This is a genomic window from Enterobacter sp. RCC_40, assembly GCF_041360735.1.
Taxonomy (GTDB): Bacteria; Pseudomonadota; Gammaproteobacteria; order Enterobacterales; family Enterobacteriaceae; genus Enterobacter; species Enterobacter ludwigii.
On record NZ_JBFUPR010000001.1, the window covers coordinates 659,548 to 677,867 of the forward strand.

The 18,320-nt window shown below is 55.0% G+C and carries 17 protein-coding genes; 16 read left to right on the top strand and 1 reads right to left on the bottom strand.

Translation table 11 applies throughout. The annotated features are described in order from the left end of the window. The first annotated feature begins 22 nt into the window (after nucleotides 1-22). From tssK to AB6731_RS03110, 8 genes are all read left to right on the top strand, one after another. Nucleotides 23-1,366 (top strand): type VI secretion system baseplate subunit TssK, encoded by a 1,344-nt coding sequence (gene tssK / locus AB6731_RS03075; protein WP_020883454.1) that lies wholly within the window; start codon nucleotides 23-25, stop codon nucleotides 1,364-1,366. A gap of 17 nt (nucleotides 1,367-1,383) precedes the next feature. Then, nucleotides 1,384-2,622, top strand: coding sequence for a DotU family type VI secretion system protein (locus AB6731_RS03080; protein WP_014170554.1), 1,239 nt, complete (start codon nucleotides 1,384-1,386; stop codon nucleotides 2,620-2,622). 2 nt (nucleotides 2,623-2,624) lie between these two features. Further along, complete coding sequence (tssM, locus tag AB6731_RS03085) at nucleotides 2,625-6,245, top strand: type VI secretion system membrane subunit TssM (protein WP_371005871.1); 3,621 nt, start codon at nucleotides 2,625-2,627, stop codon at nucleotides 6,243-6,245. 16 nt (nucleotides 6,246-6,261) lie between these two features. Then, nucleotides 6,262-6,978 carry a type VI secretion system-associated protein TagF gene (gene tagF, locus AB6731_RS03090; protein WP_020883457.1) on the top strand — a complete coding sequence of 239 codons (717 nt, stop codon included), beginning with the start codon at nucleotides 6,262-6,264 and terminating at the stop codon, nucleotides 6,976-6,978. 11 nt (nucleotides 6,979-6,989) lie between these two features. Then, nucleotides 6,990-8,006 (top strand): type VI secretion system protein TssA, encoded by a 1,017-nt coding sequence (gene tssA / locus AB6731_RS03095; protein WP_020883458.1) that lies wholly within the window; start codon nucleotides 6,990-6,992, stop codon nucleotides 8,004-8,006. Nucleotides 8,007-8,081: 75 nt separating this feature from the next. Continuing rightward, nucleotides 8,082-8,606 carry a type VI secretion system contractile sheath small subunit gene (gene tssB, locus AB6731_RS03100; RefSeq protein WP_008502644.1) on the top strand — a complete coding sequence of 175 codons (525 nt, stop codon included), beginning with the start codon at nucleotides 8,082-8,084 and terminating at the stop codon, nucleotides 8,604-8,606. Between the two features lie 3 nt (nucleotides 8,607-8,609). Then, nucleotides 8,610-10,109, top strand: coding sequence for a type VI secretion system contractile sheath large subunit (tssC, locus tag AB6731_RS03105; RefSeq protein ID WP_014170549.1), 1,500 nt, complete (start codon nucleotides 8,610-8,612; stop codon nucleotides 10,107-10,109). Nucleotides 10,110-10,207: 98 nt separating this feature from the next. Continuing rightward, nucleotides 10,208-10,873, top strand: coding sequence for a hypothetical protein (locus AB6731_RS03110; protein WP_226863565.1), 666 nt, complete (start codon nucleotides 10,208-10,210; stop codon nucleotides 10,871-10,873). A gap of 199 nt (nucleotides 10,874-11,072) precedes the next feature. Here the strand turns inward: AB6731_RS03110 and AB6731_RS03115 are convergent, their stop codons facing one another. Further along, nucleotides 11,073-11,282 carry a hypothetical protein gene (locus AB6731_RS03115; protein ID WP_040017744.1) on the bottom strand — a complete coding sequence of 70 codons (210 nt, stop codon included), beginning with the start codon at nucleotides 11,280-11,282 and terminating at the stop codon, nucleotides 11,073-11,075. A gap of 270 nt (nucleotides 11,283-11,552) precedes the next feature. On the opposite strand from AB6731_RS03115, the gene AB6731_RS03120 reads away from it, so the two are divergent. The 8 genes from AB6731_RS03120 (at nucleotide 11,553) to tssE (ending at nucleotide 18,320) form a co-directional block, all read left to right on the top strand. Beyond that, complete coding sequence (locus tag AB6731_RS03120) at nucleotides 11,553-12,035, top strand: type VI secretion system tube protein Hcp (protein WP_014884229.1); 483 nt, start codon at nucleotides 11,553-11,555, stop codon at nucleotides 12,033-12,035. A 59-nt stretch (nucleotides 12,036-12,094) separates the two neighbouring features. Further along, complete coding sequence (locus tag AB6731_RS03125; RefSeq protein WP_041162722.1) at nucleotides 12,095-12,586, top strand: type VI secretion system amidase effector protein Tae4; 492 nt, start codon at nucleotides 12,095-12,097, stop codon at nucleotides 12,584-12,586. Continuing rightward, the gene (locus AB6731_RS03130; protein ID WP_049022653.1) at nucleotides 12,583-12,936 is read left to right on the top strand and encodes a T6SS amidase immunity protein Tai4 family protein; all 354 of its coding nucleotides are present in this window, start codon (nucleotides 12,583-12,585) and stop codon (nucleotides 12,934-12,936) included. The genes AB6731_RS03125 and AB6731_RS03130 overlap by 4 nt, the downstream gene beginning before the upstream one ends. Before the next feature lie 424 nt (nucleotides 12,937-13,360). Next, nucleotides 13,361-15,145 carry a type VI secretion system-associated FHA domain protein TagH gene (gene tagH, locus AB6731_RS03135; protein ID WP_063858474.1) on the top strand — a complete coding sequence of 595 codons (1,785 nt, stop codon included), beginning with the start codon at nucleotides 13,361-13,363 and terminating at the stop codon, nucleotides 15,143-15,145. After that, nucleotides 15,142-15,939, top strand: coding sequence for a PP2C family serine/threonine-protein phosphatase (locus AB6731_RS03140; protein WP_014170545.1), 798 nt, complete (start codon nucleotides 15,142-15,144; stop codon nucleotides 15,937-15,939). The genes tagH and AB6731_RS03140 overlap by 4 nt, the downstream gene beginning before the upstream one ends. A 16-nt stretch (nucleotides 15,940-15,955) precedes the next feature. Then, on the top strand, nucleotides 15,956-16,942 hold the full coding sequence (locus tag AB6731_RS03145; RefSeq protein WP_020883465.1) for a hypothetical protein: 987 nt from the start codon (nucleotides 15,956-15,958) through the stop codon (nucleotides 16,940-16,942). Nucleotides 16,943-16,951: 9 nt separating this feature from the next. After that, nucleotides 16,952-17,764 (top strand): type VI secretion system accessory protein TagJ, encoded by an 813-nt coding sequence (locus AB6731_RS03150; protein WP_371005872.1) that lies wholly within the window; start codon nucleotides 16,952-16,954, stop codon nucleotides 17,762-17,764. Further along, entirely contained in the window at nucleotides 17,757-18,320 is a 564-nt protein-coding gene (tssE, locus tag AB6731_RS03155) for a type VI secretion system baseplate subunit TssE (protein ID WP_010432861.1), read from the top strand. The genes AB6731_RS03150 and tssE overlap by 8 nt, the downstream gene beginning before the upstream one ends.

Consider the following 18,320-nt stretch of genomic DNA (forward strand, 5'->3'; position numbering starts at 1 on the left):
TCATAACAGGAATTACATCATCATGACGAAAGCAGAAAAGGTCGTCTGGACCGAAGGCATGTTCCTGCGCCCACACCATTTTCAGCGGACTGAAAGCTATCTGCTCAACCACGTTCGTGAATGGGGTGCGCTGCAGCGTTCATACCTTTGGGGCTTTCTCGACGTTGAGCTGGACGAAGCGATGCTGCGCCAGGGATGCATTGCCCTGAGTTACTGCAGCGGACTGCTGCCTGACGGAACCTTTTTCCAGGTGCGCAATGGCCGCAATGGTCCGGTGCCGCTGAAAATCCCTGACAATCTCACCAATGAAAAGGTGGTGCTCGCACTGCCGGTTCGCCGTGGAGAGAGAGAAGAGGTGATCTTCAGTGAAGAGCCGGCCTCGCTGGCGCGCTTCATCGCCTTTGAGCAAGAGGTGGAAGACGACAACGCCATGTCGGTAGGCGATGCCACCGTACAGTTTGGCCGCCTGCGTCTGACCCTGATGCTGGAAAAAGATGTAACGGCAGAGTGGACCGCTATCGGTGTGGCGTTTGTGACCGAGAAACGCAACGATAACCACGTGCGTCTCGATAGCAGCTACATTCCGCCGATGCTGAACGCCAATAACAGCCCGCAGATCTACAGCATGATTAACGATCTGCACGGCTTACTGGTACAGCGCAGCCAGCAAATTGGCGGTCGTCTGCGCCAGCCTGGTCGTTTTAATACCTCGGAACTGATTGAATTCACGCTGCTCTCACTGGTGAACCGCCATCTGGGCGAGGTTTCGCATTTAAAAACGCTTCCGCTGCTGCATCCGGAAACGCTCTGGCGCAGCTGGCTGCCGTTTGCGACCGAGCTCGCCACCTGGGCGTCTCAGCGTACCGCTGAAAGCGTGCTGCCAATTTACGATCACGACGACCTCGCGGGTTGCTTCAGCAAACTGATGATGCTGCTGCGTCAGGGGCTGTCTCTGGTGATGGAAGACCATGCCATTCAGCTGCCGCTTAACGAGCGTTCCCACGGTCTGAACATCGCGACCGTGCCGGAAACCAGCATGGTGCGTGAGTTCGGCTTCGTGCTGGCGGTCAAAGCCAACGTGCCGGGCGAACACCTGCAAACCCATTTCCCTGCCCAGATGAAAGTGGCACCGGTCTCGAAAATTCGCGATCTGGTTCAGCTGCAACTGCCTGGCATTATGCTGCGCGCCATGCCGGTCGCACCGCCGCAGATTCCCTGGCATGCTGGCTACAGCTACTTCGAGCTGGAGAAGGGGAGCGAGCTGTGGCACGAGATGGATAAGTCCGGCGCTTTCGCCCTGCATCTCGCAGGCGAGTTCCCGGGACTTGATATGGAGTTTTGGGCCATCCGTAGCCCGACTGAATAATAAAGCGAGCGCTTAATATGCAGGAACGACAGGATACCGGCAGTGATGCCGCGTTTACCGGAGCCAGTAGCAACAATCAGCTGGTGGCGGCCGCCAATCCGCTGCTCAATGCGATTCCGCAAATCCGTCATTCGGTATCACATGACGATCAGGTGGCGTTGCGCCAGCGCCTGATCGATGAGATCCGCCGGTTCGAAGTGCGCTGTCAGCAGGCCGGTCTGGCCTATGAGGTGATCGTCGGGGCACGTTACTGCCTGTGTACGGCACTTGATGAGGCCGCCGCGCTCACCCCCTGGGGCAGCAGCGGCGTCTGGTCCAGCAATGGTCTGCTGGTGACGTTTCATAACGAAACCTGGGGCGGCGAAAAGTTCTTCCAGCTGCTGGCGCGTCTGTCGCAAAACCCGCGCGAACATATTCTGCTGCTGGAGATGATCAACTACTGCCTGCTGCTCGGCTTCGAGGGGCGCTATCGGGTGCTGGATAATGGCCGCACCCAGCTTGAAACCATCAAGCAACGGCTGTGGCAGATGATTCGCGGCGTGCGTGGCAGTTACCCGCCACAGCTCTCTCCGCATCCGGAAGATCGTCCGGTACTGCGCAAGCTATGGCGACCCATGGTACCTCTGTGGGCCTGCGTGGCGCTGGCCGGGTTTATCGCCTGCCTGTTCTATATCGTGCTTAACTGGCGGCTTGGCGATAGCACCAACCCGGTATTAGCAAAAATTTATCAGTCACAGCTTCCCGAAACGACTATCCAGCAACCTGCCCGCCAACTGCCTGCGGTGCTGAACCTGCGTGGTTTCCTGAAGCCGGAAATTGAAGCCGGTCTGGTTGCGGTAAAAGATGAAGCGGACCGTAGCGTGGTGATCCTGAAAGGGGACGGCCTGTTTGCTTCCGCCTCAACCGTGGTACGTGACCGTTATGAGCCGGTGATAAACCGTATTGCACAGGCCATGAATAACGTCAGCGGTAAAATTCTGGTGGTGGGCTACAGCGACAACGTGCCAATTCGCAGCGCGCGCTTTGCCTCTAACTATGAACTGTCGCTGGAACGTGCCCGGTCAGTTCAGAAAATGCTGCAGGGAAGCCTCTCTCAACCTGAACGTGTGAAAGCGGAAGGCCGCGGCGAGATTAATCCAGTGGCACCTAACAATACGCCGGAAAACCGTGCCCGTAACCGCCGGGTGGAAATTACTCTGCTGGTGTCGCCTGAAAATACCCAGGCTGAGCTGAACGGATTGCCGCAAGGAAACTAAGGATGCTGACTACTCTTCTTTCCATTTTGACCAATCGCATTCTGTGGAGCTTCCTGGGCGTCACTGCGCTTGCGGCGGTTATCTGGATGATTGGCCCATTGTTGTCCATCGTGGACACCCGACCGCTCGAATCTGAACAGAACCGCATCATCAGTATTGCGGTGGTTTATCTGCTCTGGGCGCAGGGCCACATTCTGCCGCGGCTGTACAATGCCTGGCTGAACCGCAAGCTGATGGACAAACTCAATGAGAACACCACCAGCCCGGAAGCAGCGGATCCGCAGAAGCGACTGAACAACGAGGAGCAGATCCTCGCCAGCCGTTTTGACGAAGCCGCACAGATGCTGAAAAAAGCGCACTTCAGCAAAGCGGGACAGGGTGCCCAGTGGACGCAGCGCTTTAGCACACAGTATCTGTATCAACTGCCGTGGTACGTCATCATCGGCGCGCCGGGCAGCGGTAAAACCACGGCGCTGGTCAACTCCGGGCTGCAATTCCCGCTGGCCGACCGCTTCGGTAAGACCGCGCTGCGCGGGATCGGCGGCACGCGTAACTGCGACTGGTGGTTCACCAACGAGGCCGTACTGCTGGACACCGCGGGTCGCTATACCACCCAGGAGAGCGAACAGGTTCAGGACGCCGGTGAATGGCTTGAGTTTATGGGGTTACTGCGTAAGTATCGCCGTCGCCAGCCGATCAACGGTGTGATTATTACCATCAGCATTTCTGACCTGCTGACGCTCTCGCCTGAAGCGTCACGCCAGCAGGCGGTCAACCTGCGCCAGCGTCTCTCTGAGCTGCATGAGCAGCTGGGTATTCGCTTCCCGGTGTATGTTATGGTGACCAAAGCTGACCTGCTTAAAGGCTTCCGTGCCTGGTTTGCCGATTACGACAAAGCGCAGCGCGACCAGATCTGGGGCTTCACGCTGCCGTGGGAGCAAACCAAACACGCTGATTACGACCTGATGGGTAACTTCCAGCAGGAATTTTCCCTCTTACAGCAGCGCCTGGATGCCGGACTGCCGGAAACCCTGCTGCAGGAGCATGATGCAAAAGCGCGCGCGGAAGCGTATCTCTTCCCGCAGGAGTTTGCCGCACTGCGTCCGCTGCTGGCTGACTACCTGAGCACGGTCTTTGCCCGCTCTAACTTTGAAACCGAATTCTCCCCGCGCGGGATCTATTTCGCCAGTGGTACCCAGGAAGGTATGCCGTTTGACCGGGTGATGGGCGAACTTAACCGTGCGCTCTCCTTGCCGGAAGGTGAAGAGGGAAATCGCTGGGACTCCGTCAGCAAAGAGGCTCCGATTCCGGGGGCGAAAGGGCAGAGCTTCTTCATCAAGAACCTGCTGCAAAACGTCATTTTCCAGGAAGCTGGCATCGCCGGGGAAAACCGCTGGTGGGAACTGCGTAACCGCGCCGTCATTTGGTCCGGCTATGCGGCGCTGCTGGCCCTGCTGGTGATCCTCGGTGGACTGTGGCTGACCAGCTATGCCAGGAACAAGGCTTATCTGGAAGAGGTGGACGCAAAAGTGCCGCTGCTGGATCAGCAGAGCAAGGCGCTGCAGAATCAGCCTCAGCGCGATCTATTTGACCTTCTGCCCTTGCTGAATGGCCTGGTCGATCTGCCGAAAAGTGACGCGTTTGATGTTAACGATCCGCCTGTCTCACGCCGTATGGGGCTCTATCGTGGGGATGACGTCAGCGATGCATCGCAGTCTCTGTACCAGAAAGCGCTGGACCAGATGCTGCTCCCTGCCGTGGCGATGCATATCACCACCTGGCTGCGCAACGATAACGGCAGCGATGTGGAATACAGCTATGAAGCGCTGAAGGCCTACCAGATGCTCTATCAGCCGAAGCACTATGACGGCAAATTCCTGCACTCCTGGGTAATGCTCAATCTGCAGCGCAACCTGCCGCAGAACGTGACTCAGGCGCAGCTTCAGCAGCTTGAGTGGCACCTGACACAGCTGCTTGAGCCGAAAATTCAGGCCTCGCCGTACGCGCAGGATGAATCCCTGGTCGCGCGTGAAAGGGCGCTAATCAACCAGCAGCCGCTTTCCACCCGGGTGTATGGTCGTCTGAAGCGTCTGCTGGAGCATGATGAAAACCTGAAACCGGTATCGCTCTCCGACCTGGGCGGTCCGCAGAGCGAGCTGGTGTTTTCACGCAAAAGCGGCAAGCCGGTGAGTGAAGGCGTACCGGGTCTTTATACTCCGAACGGTTACTGGAAAAGCTTCAACGGCCAGATTGACAGCGTCACCACTGCTCTGCATGAAGACGATGCGTGGGTGCTGGGGGCGACCTCAGCCCAGGAAGATAAACAGCAGATCGATAACGCCGTGCGTCAGCTCTACATGCGCGACTTTATCGCCAACTGGGATCGCTTCCTCGCCGACATTCAGCTTAATAACAGCGCCGATCTCTCTCAGCGCATCAATACCGCGCGTCTGCTCTCCGGGGCAAACTCGCCGCTGCGCCGTCTGGTGCTGAACCTGAGCCAGGTCCTGACGCTTTCACGCAATGCGCCAACCCCGGATGATGCCGGTAAAGCGCAAGCGCAAAGCAACCGTGCCACCCGCACGCTCGAAGCGTTATTCAGTAATAATGACAATGCCCCGACGCAGGCCGCGGTGGTCACTCAGGCACCTGAACAGCTGGTAACCGATCACTATGCTCCAATGATTGAGCTGGCGCAGCCGCTGGAGAAAGGCGGGAAGACCATCGTCTTTGATGATTTTCTCAAGCAGGTTGATGAACTTTACCGCTACCTGACTGCCGTTCAGGACGCGGCCAACAGCGGCATGCCTGCTCCGGGAGGCGAGGCGATTAGCCGTCTGCAGGCCAGTGCCGGTCGTCTGCCGGGCGGTCTGCAAACCATGTTCAGCAATATGGCGGTGGGGGCCAGCAGTGATACCCAGCGTCGCGACCTCGAAAACGTGCGTAAGCGGATTAACGTCGAAGTCGGTGGTTTCTGCCGTCAGGCAATCGCTGGCCGTTACCCGCTGGTGCGCAGCGCCAGTACGGAGGTCACGCCGGACGATCTCGCGCGCATGTTTGCGCCAGGCACCGGGCTGATGGACACCTTCTTTCGTGACAACCTGACCAATAAAGTTGATACCACGCAGGCGAACTGGCGCTTTATGCCGGGCATTGATGGAAAAACGCTGCCGGGAAGTGAAGGGCTCCTGAGACCGTTCCAGCAGGCGCAGTCCATTCGCGATGCTTTCTTTGCTAACGGTGCCACCACGCCATCTTACAAAGTGACGGTGCGCACCGTCAGAATGGATAACACAATCCTTAACCTGACGCTGGATGTTGACGGTCAACTGCTGCGCTACAGCCACGGTCCACAGGCTGTGCAGATCATGAACTGGCCGGGGCCGGGCGGGACTAACCAGGTGCGTATGCAGCTGGGTCTGGCTAACGGCAGCACGGCTACGCTGGTGACGAACGGTTCCTGGGCGCTGAACCGCTTTTTCGATAAAGCGCGTACCAGCCCCGGGGCGGGAAGTCTGAGTCGCCAGGCGACCTTTAACGTAGACGGACATCAGGTTACGCTGGAATTTGCGCCAAACAGTATTCGTAACCCGTTCCAGCTTCCCCGTTTCTCATGCCCATAACCGCAAGGACAGCCGTATGACGAATACCCCTGCGATGAACCGCTACAGCTGGTATGGCAAACTGCCCAGCGCCGGAGATTTTTTGCAGCGTCGCTTTCCTGACACCCTGCAACGCCAGTGGTCGCACTGGTTCCAGGTCGGCCTGCTGGCCTGGCAGCAGGAAGAGCAGCGCAGCGGTGAGCGCCCGTTTAACAAAGCGCCGGTCTGGAATTTTGTCGTACCGCCGATGCTGGGCAGCCAGATGATTCAGATGGGCTGCCTGCTGCCGGGACGTGACAGCGTTGGTCGACAATATCCGGTCTGCATTCAGCTCAGCTTTGCCCCCGCGGACTGGTCATCACGTCTGCTCAGTCAGGCTGAAAGCTGGTATCAGCAGATTGGCCGTCTGGGCCTGCATGCGGTACGTAACAGTTTTTCTGCCTCACAGCTCGATGACATGTTGATGTCCATTCCGGCACCGCAGCCCGTCGAGCCGCAAAAGCGCTCAGATATTCTCGACGTGATTGGTTATGACGAAGACGGCCAGAGCACGCTGGGCTGGCCTCAGGCAGCAGAGTGCTTTGACCCGCTTCGCCAGACCAGCTACTGGTGGACCAACCGCTGCGACGGCTACCCGCTCTACACCCATGTTCACAGCGGCAACTTCACCGGGCAGCTCTTTACGCTGCTGTTCGACCCGGCAGGTGGCGCCCGTCCGGGCCGTCACGGTCTCTATCCGCCCATGTTTGAATAAGCAGGGATCTTATGAATATCGAAGAATTTCTCGCGCCAATAAGCCCCGACAAGCCCTGCGGCGAAAACCTGGAGTATGACGCTGATTTCCAGCTCATGAATCAGGCCAGCCAGGGCAAAGCAGAGCAGCAGTTTGGCGACACCATCATTCCGGCAGAACCTGCTGACTGGAATACGGTGGAAAAATTCGCCACCAGCCTGCTGAGCCGCACCAAAGATCTGCGCGTCATGCTGGCGTTAACACATGCATGGACACGTCGCCGCGGCCTTGCGGGCTACGCCGACGGGTTGTTACTGGTGCAGGAGGCGATCACGCGTTACTGGGAGCCGCTCTATCCGCTGCTGGAAGAGTATGGCGAAACCGACCCGTTTTACCGCATTAACGCCCTGGCCGGGCTGAGTGATAAGTCTGACCTGACCGTCGCCGTGCGTAACGCCTCGCTGCTGCGATCAAATGGCGATGAAATTTCACTTCGCGACGCGCAGGCACTGCTGGATGGCAGTAAAACCGAATGTCCGGATTATCCCGGTGGCCGTCCAAGACTGATTGACGAGCTGGCCCGCGGCGATCAGCCGGGCACGTCGGCGGTGATAGTGATTAACGAACGGCTGCTGGCCATTCGCGAGTTGCTCACCGGCCATCTTGGTGAAAGCGGCGTTCCGGAGATGGAACAGCTGCTGAAAACCGTCGGGCTGGTCGCCAGCGCCTGTCAGGTGACCGACATCAGCAAGCTGCTGCCCAACCGGGAGGCACAGGCTGAGCTCAGCGCTGAACCTCAACCGGCGGTCGCACAACCCGTTCAGCAGGTTACAGACTGGCGCAGCGTGCAGGTCACCAGCCGCGCCGATGCACAGCTGATGCTGGAGAAAGCCAAACAGTATTTTGCGCAGTACGAACCGAGCCACCCCGCACCATTGATGATTGAACGGGTGCAGCGGCTGTCAGAACTTAACTTTATGGACATTATTCGCGACCTGGCGCCAGACGGCGTTAACCAACTGGAAAACATCTTTGGACGCCGCGAATAACGCGTCCTGGCATTATGACGACAGGCATGGAGCCTGCCGTTTCACCTTCACCGCGCATCTTTGATGGAGAACATCATGGCAATGAGTAACAGTGGGCAGAAATTCATCGCACGTAACCGTGCCCCCCGCGTGCAGATCGAGTACGACGTAGAGATCTACGGTGCAGAACGTAAAATTCAGCTGCCGTTTGTGATGGGCGTCATGGCCGATCTGGTCGGCAAACCGGTGGAAAACCTGCCGGCAGTCGACGAGCGTAAATTCCTCGAAATCGACATTGATAACTTTGACGAGCGCATGAAAGCGCTGAAACCTCGCGTGGCGTTCCAGGTGGATAACACGCTGACCGGCGAAGGTAAGCTCAACGTTGATCTGACCTTCGACAGCATGGACGACTTCCTGCCGGACGCGGTAGCCCGCAAGGTTGAGCCGTTGAACAAGCTGCTGGAAGCACGTACTCAACTCTCCAACCTGCTGACCTATATGGATGGCAAAAACGGCGCGGAAGAGCTGATCGCTAAAATTCTGCAGGATCCGACGCTGCTCAAATCTCTGAGCCAGTTGCCGAAAAATGACGAAAGCGCGAAAGGTAGCGAGGAATAATCGATGAGCAACCAGACTCAACAACACGAGCAGCAGAGTGGTCAGGCGTTCAGCCAGGATGAATTCAGCGCGCTGCTGAACAAAGAGTTCCGCCCGAAAACCGATCAGGCGCGCTCCGCGGTGGAAAGTGCGGTAAAAACGCTGGCGCAGCAGGCGCTGGAAAATACCGTGACCTTCTCCAGTGACACCTACCGCACCATTCAGAACCTGATTGCCGGTATCGACGAGCAGCTGTCTCAGCAGGTGAATCAGATTATTCACCATGAAGAGTTCCAGAAGCTGGAGAGCGCCTGGCGCGGTCTGAGCTACCTGGTGAACAACACTGAAACCGACGAGATGCTGAAGATCCGCTTTATGAGCATCTCCAAGCAGGAGCTGGGTCGTACCCTGAAACGCTTTAAGGGCGTGGGCTGGGACCAGAGCCCAATCTTCAAGAAAATCTACGAGCAGGAGTATGGTCAGTTTGGTGGCGAGCCGTTTGGCTGCATCGTCGGCGACTACTACTTCGACCACAGTCCGCAGGACGTTGAACTGCTGGGCGAGATGGCGCGTATCGGCTCGGCGGCCCACTGTCCGTTTATCACCGGTACCGCACCGGGCGTGATGCAGATGGAGTCCTGGCAGGAACTCGCGAACCCGCGCGACCTGACCAAAATCTTCCAGAACACCGAGTATGCCGCGTGGCGTTCACTGCGTGAATCCGAAGATGCACGCTACCTTGGCCTGGTGATGCCGCGCTTCCTGTCGCGCCTGCCGTACGGTATTCGCACTAACCCGGTCGACAGCTTCGATTTCGAAGAGCAGACCGATGGCGCGAACCACAACAGCTACTCCTGGGCGAACGCCGCGTATGCCATGGCTGCCAACATCAACCGCTCCTTTAAAGAGTATGGCTGGTGCACTTCAATCCGCGGCGTGGAGTCCGGCGGGGCGGTTGAAAACCTGCCATGTCACACCTTCCCGAGCGACGACGGCGGCGTGGACATGAAATGCCCGACCGAGATCGCCATCAGCGATCGTCGTGAAGCCGAGCTGGCGAAGAACGGCTTTATGCCGCTGGTTCATCGCAAAAACTCTGACTTTGCCGCCTTCATCGGCGCGCAGTCTCTGCAGAAACCGGCTGAGTACCACGACCCGGATGCGACCGCTAACGCGCGTCTGGCATCCCGTCTGCCGTACCTGTTCGCCTGCTGCCGCTTTGCCCACTACCTGAAGTGCATCGTGCGCGACAAAATTGGCTCCTTCCGTGAACGTGAAGAGATGGAACGCTGGCTGAACGACTGGGTGATGAACTATGTGGACGGCGACCCGGCTAACTCCTCACAGGAGACCAAGTCCCGTAAACCGCTGGCGGCTGCCGAAGTGCAGGTGCAGGAAATTGAAGATAACCCGGGCTATTACGCCGCGAAATTCTTCCTGCGTCCACACTACCAGCTGGAAGGTCTGACCGTTTCTCTGCGTCTGGTTTCTAAACTGCCGTCACTGAAGACGAAAGACGCGTGATGTGCGTTGCCGGTCCTTCGGGGCCGGTAAATTAGCTGGTGGGTATCCAATTCATAAAATTAACCATCGACATTCATTAACCTCAGGGAGACTATAAATTGGGAGCGAGTTCGCCAAAAGAAATTGCCGATGGCATGTTGAAAATCTTTAATCCGCGTACACAAAGTGGTCCTGAAATATTCGCTCGCAGTACGGTCGATGGCTTTTTGTCCATCCCGGAAGACTTGTGGATGTTAACTAAGGATTTTCTGGATTCGGATCATCGCTGGAGAAATGAAACCGATAAAATTAGGTTGCTGACACTCATCAAAAAAGGGCTGACCTCAGAAGATGTACGTAGGCTAATCAACACAGTGATTAAACGCTATCTGTCTGGTTTATCTGAAGAGCAGTCAAAGAAATTGCTCCTTAAAATAGGTGGGTCGCAAGTAGGCGGAATTACCTTTAAAATGGTTTTCGTTAATGAGTTAATTACATTATTTGTCTCTAAAATCATTCCACGATTCCTTGTTTCTGCCGGTATCACAGGGGTTTTGAGTGTTGGTGCTTCAATTTCGCGCTCCGTATATACCTCATATGATTTGCTGAAATTGAATAAAAATATTTATTATGAATTGCGCGGAGCCGGTGATTTGGATTTGTTATATTTTTTGGTTGAGGATAATATTAAACCATTCATTGAGGCGGTGAATTTCCAACAAAGTCATGGTGCAGTAGATGAGGAAATTTTTAGCCGTTTTGTGTCAGGGGTAACACGTGTTTGAAAAAACGATCAAGTATATTTTCGTCTATCTGATGTTACTTGTGTCGTTTATGATGTTCTTTACGACTCTGGGTTATTATGTTTTTGTATTTAACTGGGGTGGCAGTGTAATGAAAATAGCGATAAATGCTGTCCTGTTAATCTCTTTGGTAATTGCATCCATCGCTATTTATTATTTTGCTGAAAAAATGAAGTCAAGGCTATGATTTTCGCCATGCCTTCAATAAGTAATGAACCCCAAAAATAATGATAATTAGGAAAATGATTTTTCCAAAAATTAAACCGGCAGACATTGCTGTTATTGCTTCAAGCGAAAATACATACCATATTGATTGAGAAATATCAAAAAGAGTAAAAGCTCCAATGGTTATAAATATAATCATTAGCACTAATAAGATGATTTTCTTCATTCGCTGACCCTTAAATTGTTAAAAATCAATAGATTTTATTCTAGATGATTAAAAGGTTAATTGTCTAGCTCTTAGTTGAAGTATTGAGTGACTAAGTTAATTTAGGGTGGTTGTCATTGCAGCCACTCTGAACAGTCTGCACGAATGTGTTTTCGTCAGGCTGGAGGCAGAGGTAAAATATGGACGGTTTTATTCAGCCCCATGCTTTCCTGTTTGCCATATAAGTGCTTTTTCGAAAGCAATATTGTTCATCCACGAAGAGTAGATATTATGGCTATTGATATGTTTCTGAAGGTCGAGGGTGTTACGGGCGAATCTAAAGATTCTAACCACACCGGCTGGACTGATATTACCTCCTTCTCCTGGGGCGCTTCCCAGCCAGGTAATATGAGTGTTGGTGGCGGCGGCGGTGCCGGTAAAGTTAACTTTAACGATCTGCACGTTAACGCTCTGATCGACAAATCCACTACAGCAATTCTCAAACACTGCGCAAGCGGTAAGCACCTGACTAAAGTTGAACTGTCCGTGTGCAAAGCGGGTGGTCAGCAAGTAGAATATACCCGCATCACGCTGGAAGATGTGCTGGTAACTTCTGTTCAGTACACCGGTGCAGACAACGGCGACACCGTTGGTGTGACCTATGCATTCCAGGCTGCGAAAGTGAAACAGCAGTACTGGGAGCAGACCACTGCTGGTGGTAAAGGTGCTGAAAGCAGCGCTGGCTGGAACATTAAAGAAAACAAAGAAGCGTAATGATAGTGGGCCCGAAAGGGCTCACTTTTACGTGACCTTCTTAGGATGGAGAAAGAAGAATGTCTGCTATGCGTCCTGCTTTTGGTGCTGCCTGGAACAGATTCAGAGAAGTTAACGTTAATGTGGAACAGGTTGGCAAATTATTGGGTGGAAAAGTTCAGCATAATATCGATGCTGGTATTTTTAAAAATGCCTGTCCCATTCGTATGAGCTATGTTTTGAATTATTGTGGTATACCTATTCCGTCTAATAGCAAATACGCGACAGTGACCGGAAATGACAAAAAACGCTATATGTTCCGCGTTAAAGATATGATTGCATTTCTTCCTACTGTTCTGGGGCAGGCAGATATGTCAGTCGCCTCTCCTACACCAGCACAATTTTCAGGCAAGCAAGGCATTATTATCTTTACCGGCCATGGGTGGAGTGACGCAACCGGACATGTAACACTCTGGAATGGAAATATTTGCTCGGATGACTGCCATTTCCTTGGATCACCCGGCAATGGTTCGTTTATTCCTACTAATGCAACATTCTGGAGCCTGAAATGAAACGTTTATTACTCCTCGCATTAGCGTTAAATGCCACCGTTGTTTATGCCCAAACATTGCCTGATGTCAGTGCTTTTACTCAACAACAAATCTTTGAAAACTGGGTGCAAAATCGTTGCATCAGTAAGATTGCGGACAGTAAGAGTTTAAAAGATGATGCAGAGGCCAGCGCTGCCGCATGGCTCGAAGCAAGCAATCTACCTGCAGAGAATTTTGAAAAAGCGGATAACGTTATTGTTTCCTTACTTAAAGAGAAGGTAGGCGGTAGCGAACCGGGCCATTATCAGGTATTGAAGTGCAGCTTAATCACCAACAGTGACGCAATTCGAACGCTAAACACCCAAAAATAGAGTCATTTGGTGGTCATGTAGAAGCTGGTGGGCAAATGAATAATTTAATATTACGTGGAGAAGAACGTGAGTTCGAATATGTTCTCCACTTTTGAAATTTTCCTTTTGTTCTGGTGATGACTTTTTATATTCATTGTCGAAACCATTACAGCGAGGTTTCGTGAGTCTATCAGCCATTAACGCAAGCTGGGTTGCTACAAAAAGAGATTTCCATAAGTGTAATGGCGTTTCGTCTGATTCTGAAATGGTCTGGATCTCTTCGTATAACAAAAAGATTATTTTTACGGTGGCTATTTTTAAATGCTTTTAATTCTGGCAAGTAACAATGGAATCTGAGTTCTAATTAACTTTACGCTCAAACGCTGCCGTTCTCGCCCCGAGAGCGGCAGCGTTTGAGCGCTAATCATACCAGCAGGAATACGCCATGCGATTCACGATTATTTCTACAAAACCCGGTCATCAGCCGCCGCAGAGCAGCTGTGATTTTTATGCCCCGGGCGGCACCATTGGGCGCGGTACGGATAACAATCTGGTATTGCCGGACAATGACCGCACCATCTCGCGTTTGCAGGCCATTGTTCACGTTGACGCCCAGGGCGAATGCCGCGTCACTAACCGTGGCAGCGTCACCCGCGTGGTATTGAATGACATTCCGCTTGAGCGCGGGCGTCAGGTTGAGCTGCAGGATGGGGACATTCTCGGTATTGATGATTACCGCATCGAAGTGACCGAACTGATTCATGATACGCAGCCAGTCAGCCGCATGGCGGCGACCATGCAGCAGCAGGCGCGTCCAGCCGCGGCCCCTGCGGCAGCCCCGCAGCCAAAGCCTGCGAGCGCCGCCCCGCGCGGGAAGGCGGAACCGACTGCTGTGCCGTCGGAAATCTGGGATAGCCTGATGCAGGAGTTCTCTATCTCCGACAGCATTTCCAGTTCTCGGGCGAAGCCGCAGCCGGCAGCGTCGCATGATCCGTTCTCCCAGCCTGTCGCACCTGAGCGTAACGCTGAAGATCCGCTGGCGATGTTCAATGACAGCGATCCAAAGCTTGAGCGTAAGAACGTGGATCCGGATACGCTGTTCAGTGACGAAGCATTGTTCAAAAAAGAGAGCATTTTTGACGACGTCACCCCGTCTACGCTGGTGCCGCCCAATGAAGCTAAACCTGCGCAGCCACAAGAAGAGCAGACGGATGAACTCGATCCGCTGGCTCTGTTTGGCGGTAGTGCCAGCGCACCTGCTGCACGAAATGATGACCCCCTCGGGTTGATGGGCGGGGCACCGTTAACCCATCCGGATGAAATTGTCGGCGATAAGCCAGAGGCCGTCGTTGAGCCAGACCTGACGCCAGAGCCGGAAGCAGAACAGGAAGAGGACGTCCTTGCCGCTTCTCCGCTGTTTGCTCCTGAGCCGCAGGTGCCGCCGCGCGCGGAAGAAGAAGAGCCAGCGCGACCGGATTATGCCGGCTTCACCATGCCAACCCCGCAGGCCGTGGCGCGCAGTAATGCCCAGGCACCTAAAGGGCGTTTGCGTATTGACCCGGTCAAAAACGCGGCGTCGCCAGCAGCCCATAATGGCGAAAAGGGTGAAGTACTGCAGGGCGAATTACTTGAGGCACTGCTGGAAGGGATGGGGCTCAGCGAAATGCAGCCCGTCCCGCAGTTTGACCGTGAAAATATGCGTCAGCTGGGGCAAATTCTGGGCATGTTCTCTCAGGGCACCGTGGCGCTGCTTTCTTCGCGCTCCATTCTCAAGCGCGGCGTAAAAGCCGATATGACCATGGTACTTGATGATGCCAACAACCCGTTCAAACTGTTGCCGACCGGGAAAACCGTTCTGATCCAGATGTTCGGTACGCCAATGCCGGGCTTTATGCCGCCGACAAAATCCGTGCGTGACGCGCTGATCGATCTGCAGGCGCATCAGCTGGGTATGATCTCCGGTATCCGCGCCATCATTGCCGCCATGCTGCAATCCTTCAACCCGGAACAGCTGGAAGAGCAGGCGAAGCAGAACGGGATGACCTCCCGACTGGCGTTGCCGGGCAGCCGCAAAGCCGCGCTGTGGGACTACTTTGTCCGCAGCTATGGTGAAACGGCAGGCGAGATTGAGGATGACTTCCACACCCTGTTTGGCGAAGCCTTCCTTCATGCTTATGACATGGAGGTAAATCAGTACAAAGACTCACAGAGCGGATCGGAAGAAAAATGAATATCGCAACGGCTTCTCTCTCCCGCCAGGGGACGCGCGCCAGCAACCAGGATCAGACGGGAGAAACCATAGGGGAACGTTCAGCCTGCTTTGTCGTCTGTGATGGTATCGCTGGTCTGCCGGGCGGTGAGGTGGCCGCTGAACTGGCCCGCAACAGTATTATCTCCCGTTTTGATGGCGACAAGCACCTGAACGCGCAGCATATTCGCGACTATGTGCAAACGGCGAATCGCACCATTCTCAGCGAACAGCAGGCGGTTCAGGATTATCGTCGGATGGGCACCACGCTGGTCAGTCTGTTTATCGACAGAGATTACCGGCTGGCCTACTGGGCACATGCCGGGGACAGCCGCCTGTATCTGTTTCGCCGGGGATGGCTGTGGCATGTCACCACCGATCACAGCCTGGTTCAGCAGATGAAAGATGCAGGGCACGACACCGATAACCTCAACAGCAATTTGCTCTATCTGGCGCTGGGTATTGAAAACGGTGGGCCAGAAGCGAGCTACAGCGATGTGGTGCAGGTCGAAGACGGAGATGCATTTCTACTCTGTACAGACGGTTTCTGGCACGGCGTCAGCGAAGAACAGATGAAACAGTCGCTGCACATGGTTAACACGCCACAAGAGTGGCTGACCTTAATGAACCAAATCATCCAAAAGAATGGCGAACAGGAGGGGAATGCTCAGGATAACTATACCGCCCTGGCGGTATGGATGGGCAACCCTCAGGACACCACTTTGCTGCATACGCTTTCTGACGCAGCACAATTTCTTCCCTGCGGAACTGATTAGACACACAAGGAACGATATGAAACTTTGGCTATCGGGTTTAGCACTTCTGGCGGTGGCGTCCACCGCGCAGGCTGAGAATTTCCGCATCGTGCAGTCTCCTGCGCAGAAGCTGGATATCTGGATTGATAACATCAAAGACAACACCCCACAGAGCTGGTGTAAGTCAGAGATTGCGCTGCGTATCGTGGCGAACGGCAACAAAGACGTCTCGGTTCTGGAGAACTTTGTTCCGCGTTTGGGCTCGCTGCTGGAACACCAGTGCAGCAAAGTCAGTAAACTGAGCTGGACGCTGAACGATCCGTCCGGGACGACGCTGGCGCAGGGGACAGCAGGCAAAGCGCAGGACTGGGCGCTGGTGGTAAAACAGCAGCAGACTGCGCCAGTGAGTACTCCGGCCAGCGGTGCGTTGCTGCCGCCGGACCAGAACGCGGAAACCCACACGGTTGCTGCCGATCGCACGCCGTGGCAGGAATTTACCCTTCAGGACGGCTGTCATCTGCGTACCTTCTGGGAAGGGGGCTCGTCTGCTCCGGCGCTCTTTATTCCGGATTCAGACACCACCCGCTGCGGAAACGGGAGCTGGCTGAGTGGTCACACGGTTATCTCCCAGTCCCGTAATGGTGGACAAAAAGAGATACCGGTGACCTACATTCACGGCTTCCCGGTCATGGGACTGAATCAAAGTGCCGACCCGGAAAATGCGCTGATCACCTCCGTCAACAAAGAGCGCATGGTTTTCAGCACCTCCAACAGCGACCAGAGCTGGATGATCCTGCCTTACGACAGCAGCCTCAACGGCTGGAAAAGCAACGGCACGGTGGCCGTGGAGATTTCACGTGAGACCGCCAGCGACGATGCAAAACTGCAGGCGCGTATCGCCGCGGTGAAAAAAATCTGGGGCGCCTGGGTTACCCCTGGTACAACGCTCAATATCGTCCTGATTGACACCCTGCGCCCTCAGCTGCGCGATCCGGCAGTCGGCGCCTGGCGCGCGGCAAACTAAGGAATGGCTATGAATACGCTCTATCAACACCTGGCGGGTGAATCGCTGAGTGACGCGCTGGTGCGTCTTGAAGCTGAGATCAAAGCCCGTCCGGCCGATGCCGATCTCCGTGCCGCGTTTGTGCAGTTTTTGACCCTCAGTGGTAACTGGACGCGTGCCCTGACTCAGCTGAAAAGCTGGCTGGCGCTTAAGCCCCAAGCTAAGCCAACCGTTACCCTGCTGGAGCAGTCCATCCTGGGTGAGCTGCAGCGCGCGCAGGTGATGGCGGGGCAGGCTCGTCCTGCCATGCCTGAAACCCAGTGGCCGTGGCTTACCACGCTTACCGCCGCGCTTAATGACGCGGGAGAGCGTGCTCAGGCGCTGCGTCTGGAAGCCCTTGAGCAGGCGCAGGCAACGGCGGGTCAAATCACCCTTGAGAATGACGAGACGCAGGCATTCGCATGGCTGATGGACGGCGATGCTCGTCTGGGACCCGTGTGTGAAACCATCGTCAACGGCCGTTATTTCTGGCTGCCGTTTAACACCATCGCCGAGATCCGTTTCCAGGCCCCTGCCAGCGTGACTGACCTGGTGTGGCGTCATGCGCTGGTGCGCCTGACGGACGGTACCGAACAGGTTTGCCAGATCCCGGCGCGCTATCCTTTCGCAGTGGATGCGTCTGATGCGGTTAAGCTCGCGCGCACCACCGAATGGCTGCCGCTCGACAATGACGGCACGCTGTATGAAGGCATGGGGCAGAAAGCCTGGCTTAGCGAGCAAAGCGAAAGCCCATTGCTGTCGTTGAACCTGGTGACGTTTGCTGCGGATGGAGCCCATGAGTAATCCCGCTGGCGAAGGCGATCTGCTGCGCAGCGGCTGGCAAGCCCGCAGCAAGCAGGAGAAGGTGGGGGCGCGCGATAAAATGCAGCCCTCGCTGCTGGATCGCCTCACCGATAACGATCCGGAAAAAAAACGCGAGTCCGCCAACAGTAATCTGATTACCCACGCCGCCCTACGCCGCAACGTGCTGCGGGATCTGCAGTGGTTGTTTAACACCATCAACCATGACGCATCCGGTGACCTGAGCGCGTTGCCGCATGTGAACCGCTCGGTGGTTAATTTTGGCGTCGCGCCGCTGGCCGGGAAAAGAATGTCAGACATTGAATGGCACGACATTCAGCGCAAGCTTACCGAGGCCATCATTAACTTCGAACCGCGTATTTTGCCGCAGGGACTGCAGGTCCGCTGCGTGTCAGACACCTCGTCACTGGATCTGCACAACGTGTTGTCCATTGAGATAAAAGGGCGTCTGTGGTGTGTGCCGTACCCGCTGGAGTTTCTGTTTCGCACCGATGTCGATCTGGAAAACGGCCATTTTGAACTGAAAGATGCGGGGTGA

What these genes read in the sequence shown, in the direction of transcription:
- tssK (WP_020883454.1), top strand. Translation starts at nt 23, where the DNA reads ATGACGAAAGCAGAAAAGGTCGTCTGGACCGAAGGCATGTTCCTGCGC.
- AB6731_RS03080 (WP_014170554.1), top strand. Translation starts at nt 1,384, where the DNA reads ATGCAGGAACGACAGGATACCGGCAGTGATGCCGCGTTTACCGGAGCC.
- tssM (WP_371005871.1), top strand. Translation starts at nt 2,625, where the DNA reads ATGCTGACTACTCTTCTTTCCATTTTGACCAATCGCATTCTGTGGAGC.
- tagF (WP_020883457.1), top strand. Translation starts at nt 6,262, where the DNA reads ATGACGAATACCCCTGCGATGAACCGCTACAGCTGGTATGGCAAACTG.
- tssA (WP_020883458.1), top strand. Translation starts at nt 6,990, where the DNA reads ATGAATATCGAAGAATTTCTCGCGCCAATAAGCCCCGACAAGCCCTGC.
- tssB (WP_008502644.1), top strand. Translation starts at nt 8,082, where the DNA reads ATGGCAATGAGTAACAGTGGGCAGAAATTCATCGCACGTAACCGTGCC.
- tssC (WP_014170549.1), top strand. Translation starts at nt 8,610, where the DNA reads ATGAGCAACCAGACTCAACAACACGAGCAGCAGAGTGGTCAGGCGTTC.
- AB6731_RS03115 (WP_040017744.1), bottom strand. Translation starts at nt 11,282, where the DNA reads ATGAAGAAAATCATCTTATTAGTGCTAATGATTATATTTATAACCATT.
- AB6731_RS03120 (WP_014884229.1), top strand. Translation starts at nt 11,553, where the DNA reads ATGGCTATTGATATGTTTCTGAAGGTCGAGGGTGTTACGGGCGAATCT.
- AB6731_RS03125 (WP_041162722.1), top strand. Translation starts at nt 12,095, where the DNA reads ATGTCTGCTATGCGTCCTGCTTTTGGTGCTGCCTGGAACAGATTCAGA.
- AB6731_RS03130 (WP_049022653.1), top strand. Translation starts at nt 12,583, where the DNA reads ATGAAACGTTTATTACTCCTCGCATTAGCGTTAAATGCCACCGTTGTT.
- tagH (WP_063858474.1), top strand. Translation starts at nt 13,361, where the DNA reads ATGCGATTCACGATTATTTCTACAAAACCCGGTCATCAGCCGCCGCAG.
- AB6731_RS03140 (WP_014170545.1), top strand. Translation starts at nt 15,142, where the DNA reads ATGAATATCGCAACGGCTTCTCTCTCCCGCCAGGGGACGCGCGCCAGC.
- AB6731_RS03145 (WP_020883465.1), top strand. Translation starts at nt 15,956, where the DNA reads ATGAAACTTTGGCTATCGGGTTTAGCACTTCTGGCGGTGGCGTCCACC.
- AB6731_RS03150 (WP_371005872.1), top strand. Translation starts at nt 16,952, where the DNA reads ATGAATACGCTCTATCAACACCTGGCGGGTGAATCGCTGAGTGACGCG.
- tssE (WP_010432861.1), top strand. Translation starts at nt 17,757, where the DNA reads ATGAGTAATCCCGCTGGCGAAGGCGATCTGCTGCGCAGCGGCTGGCAA.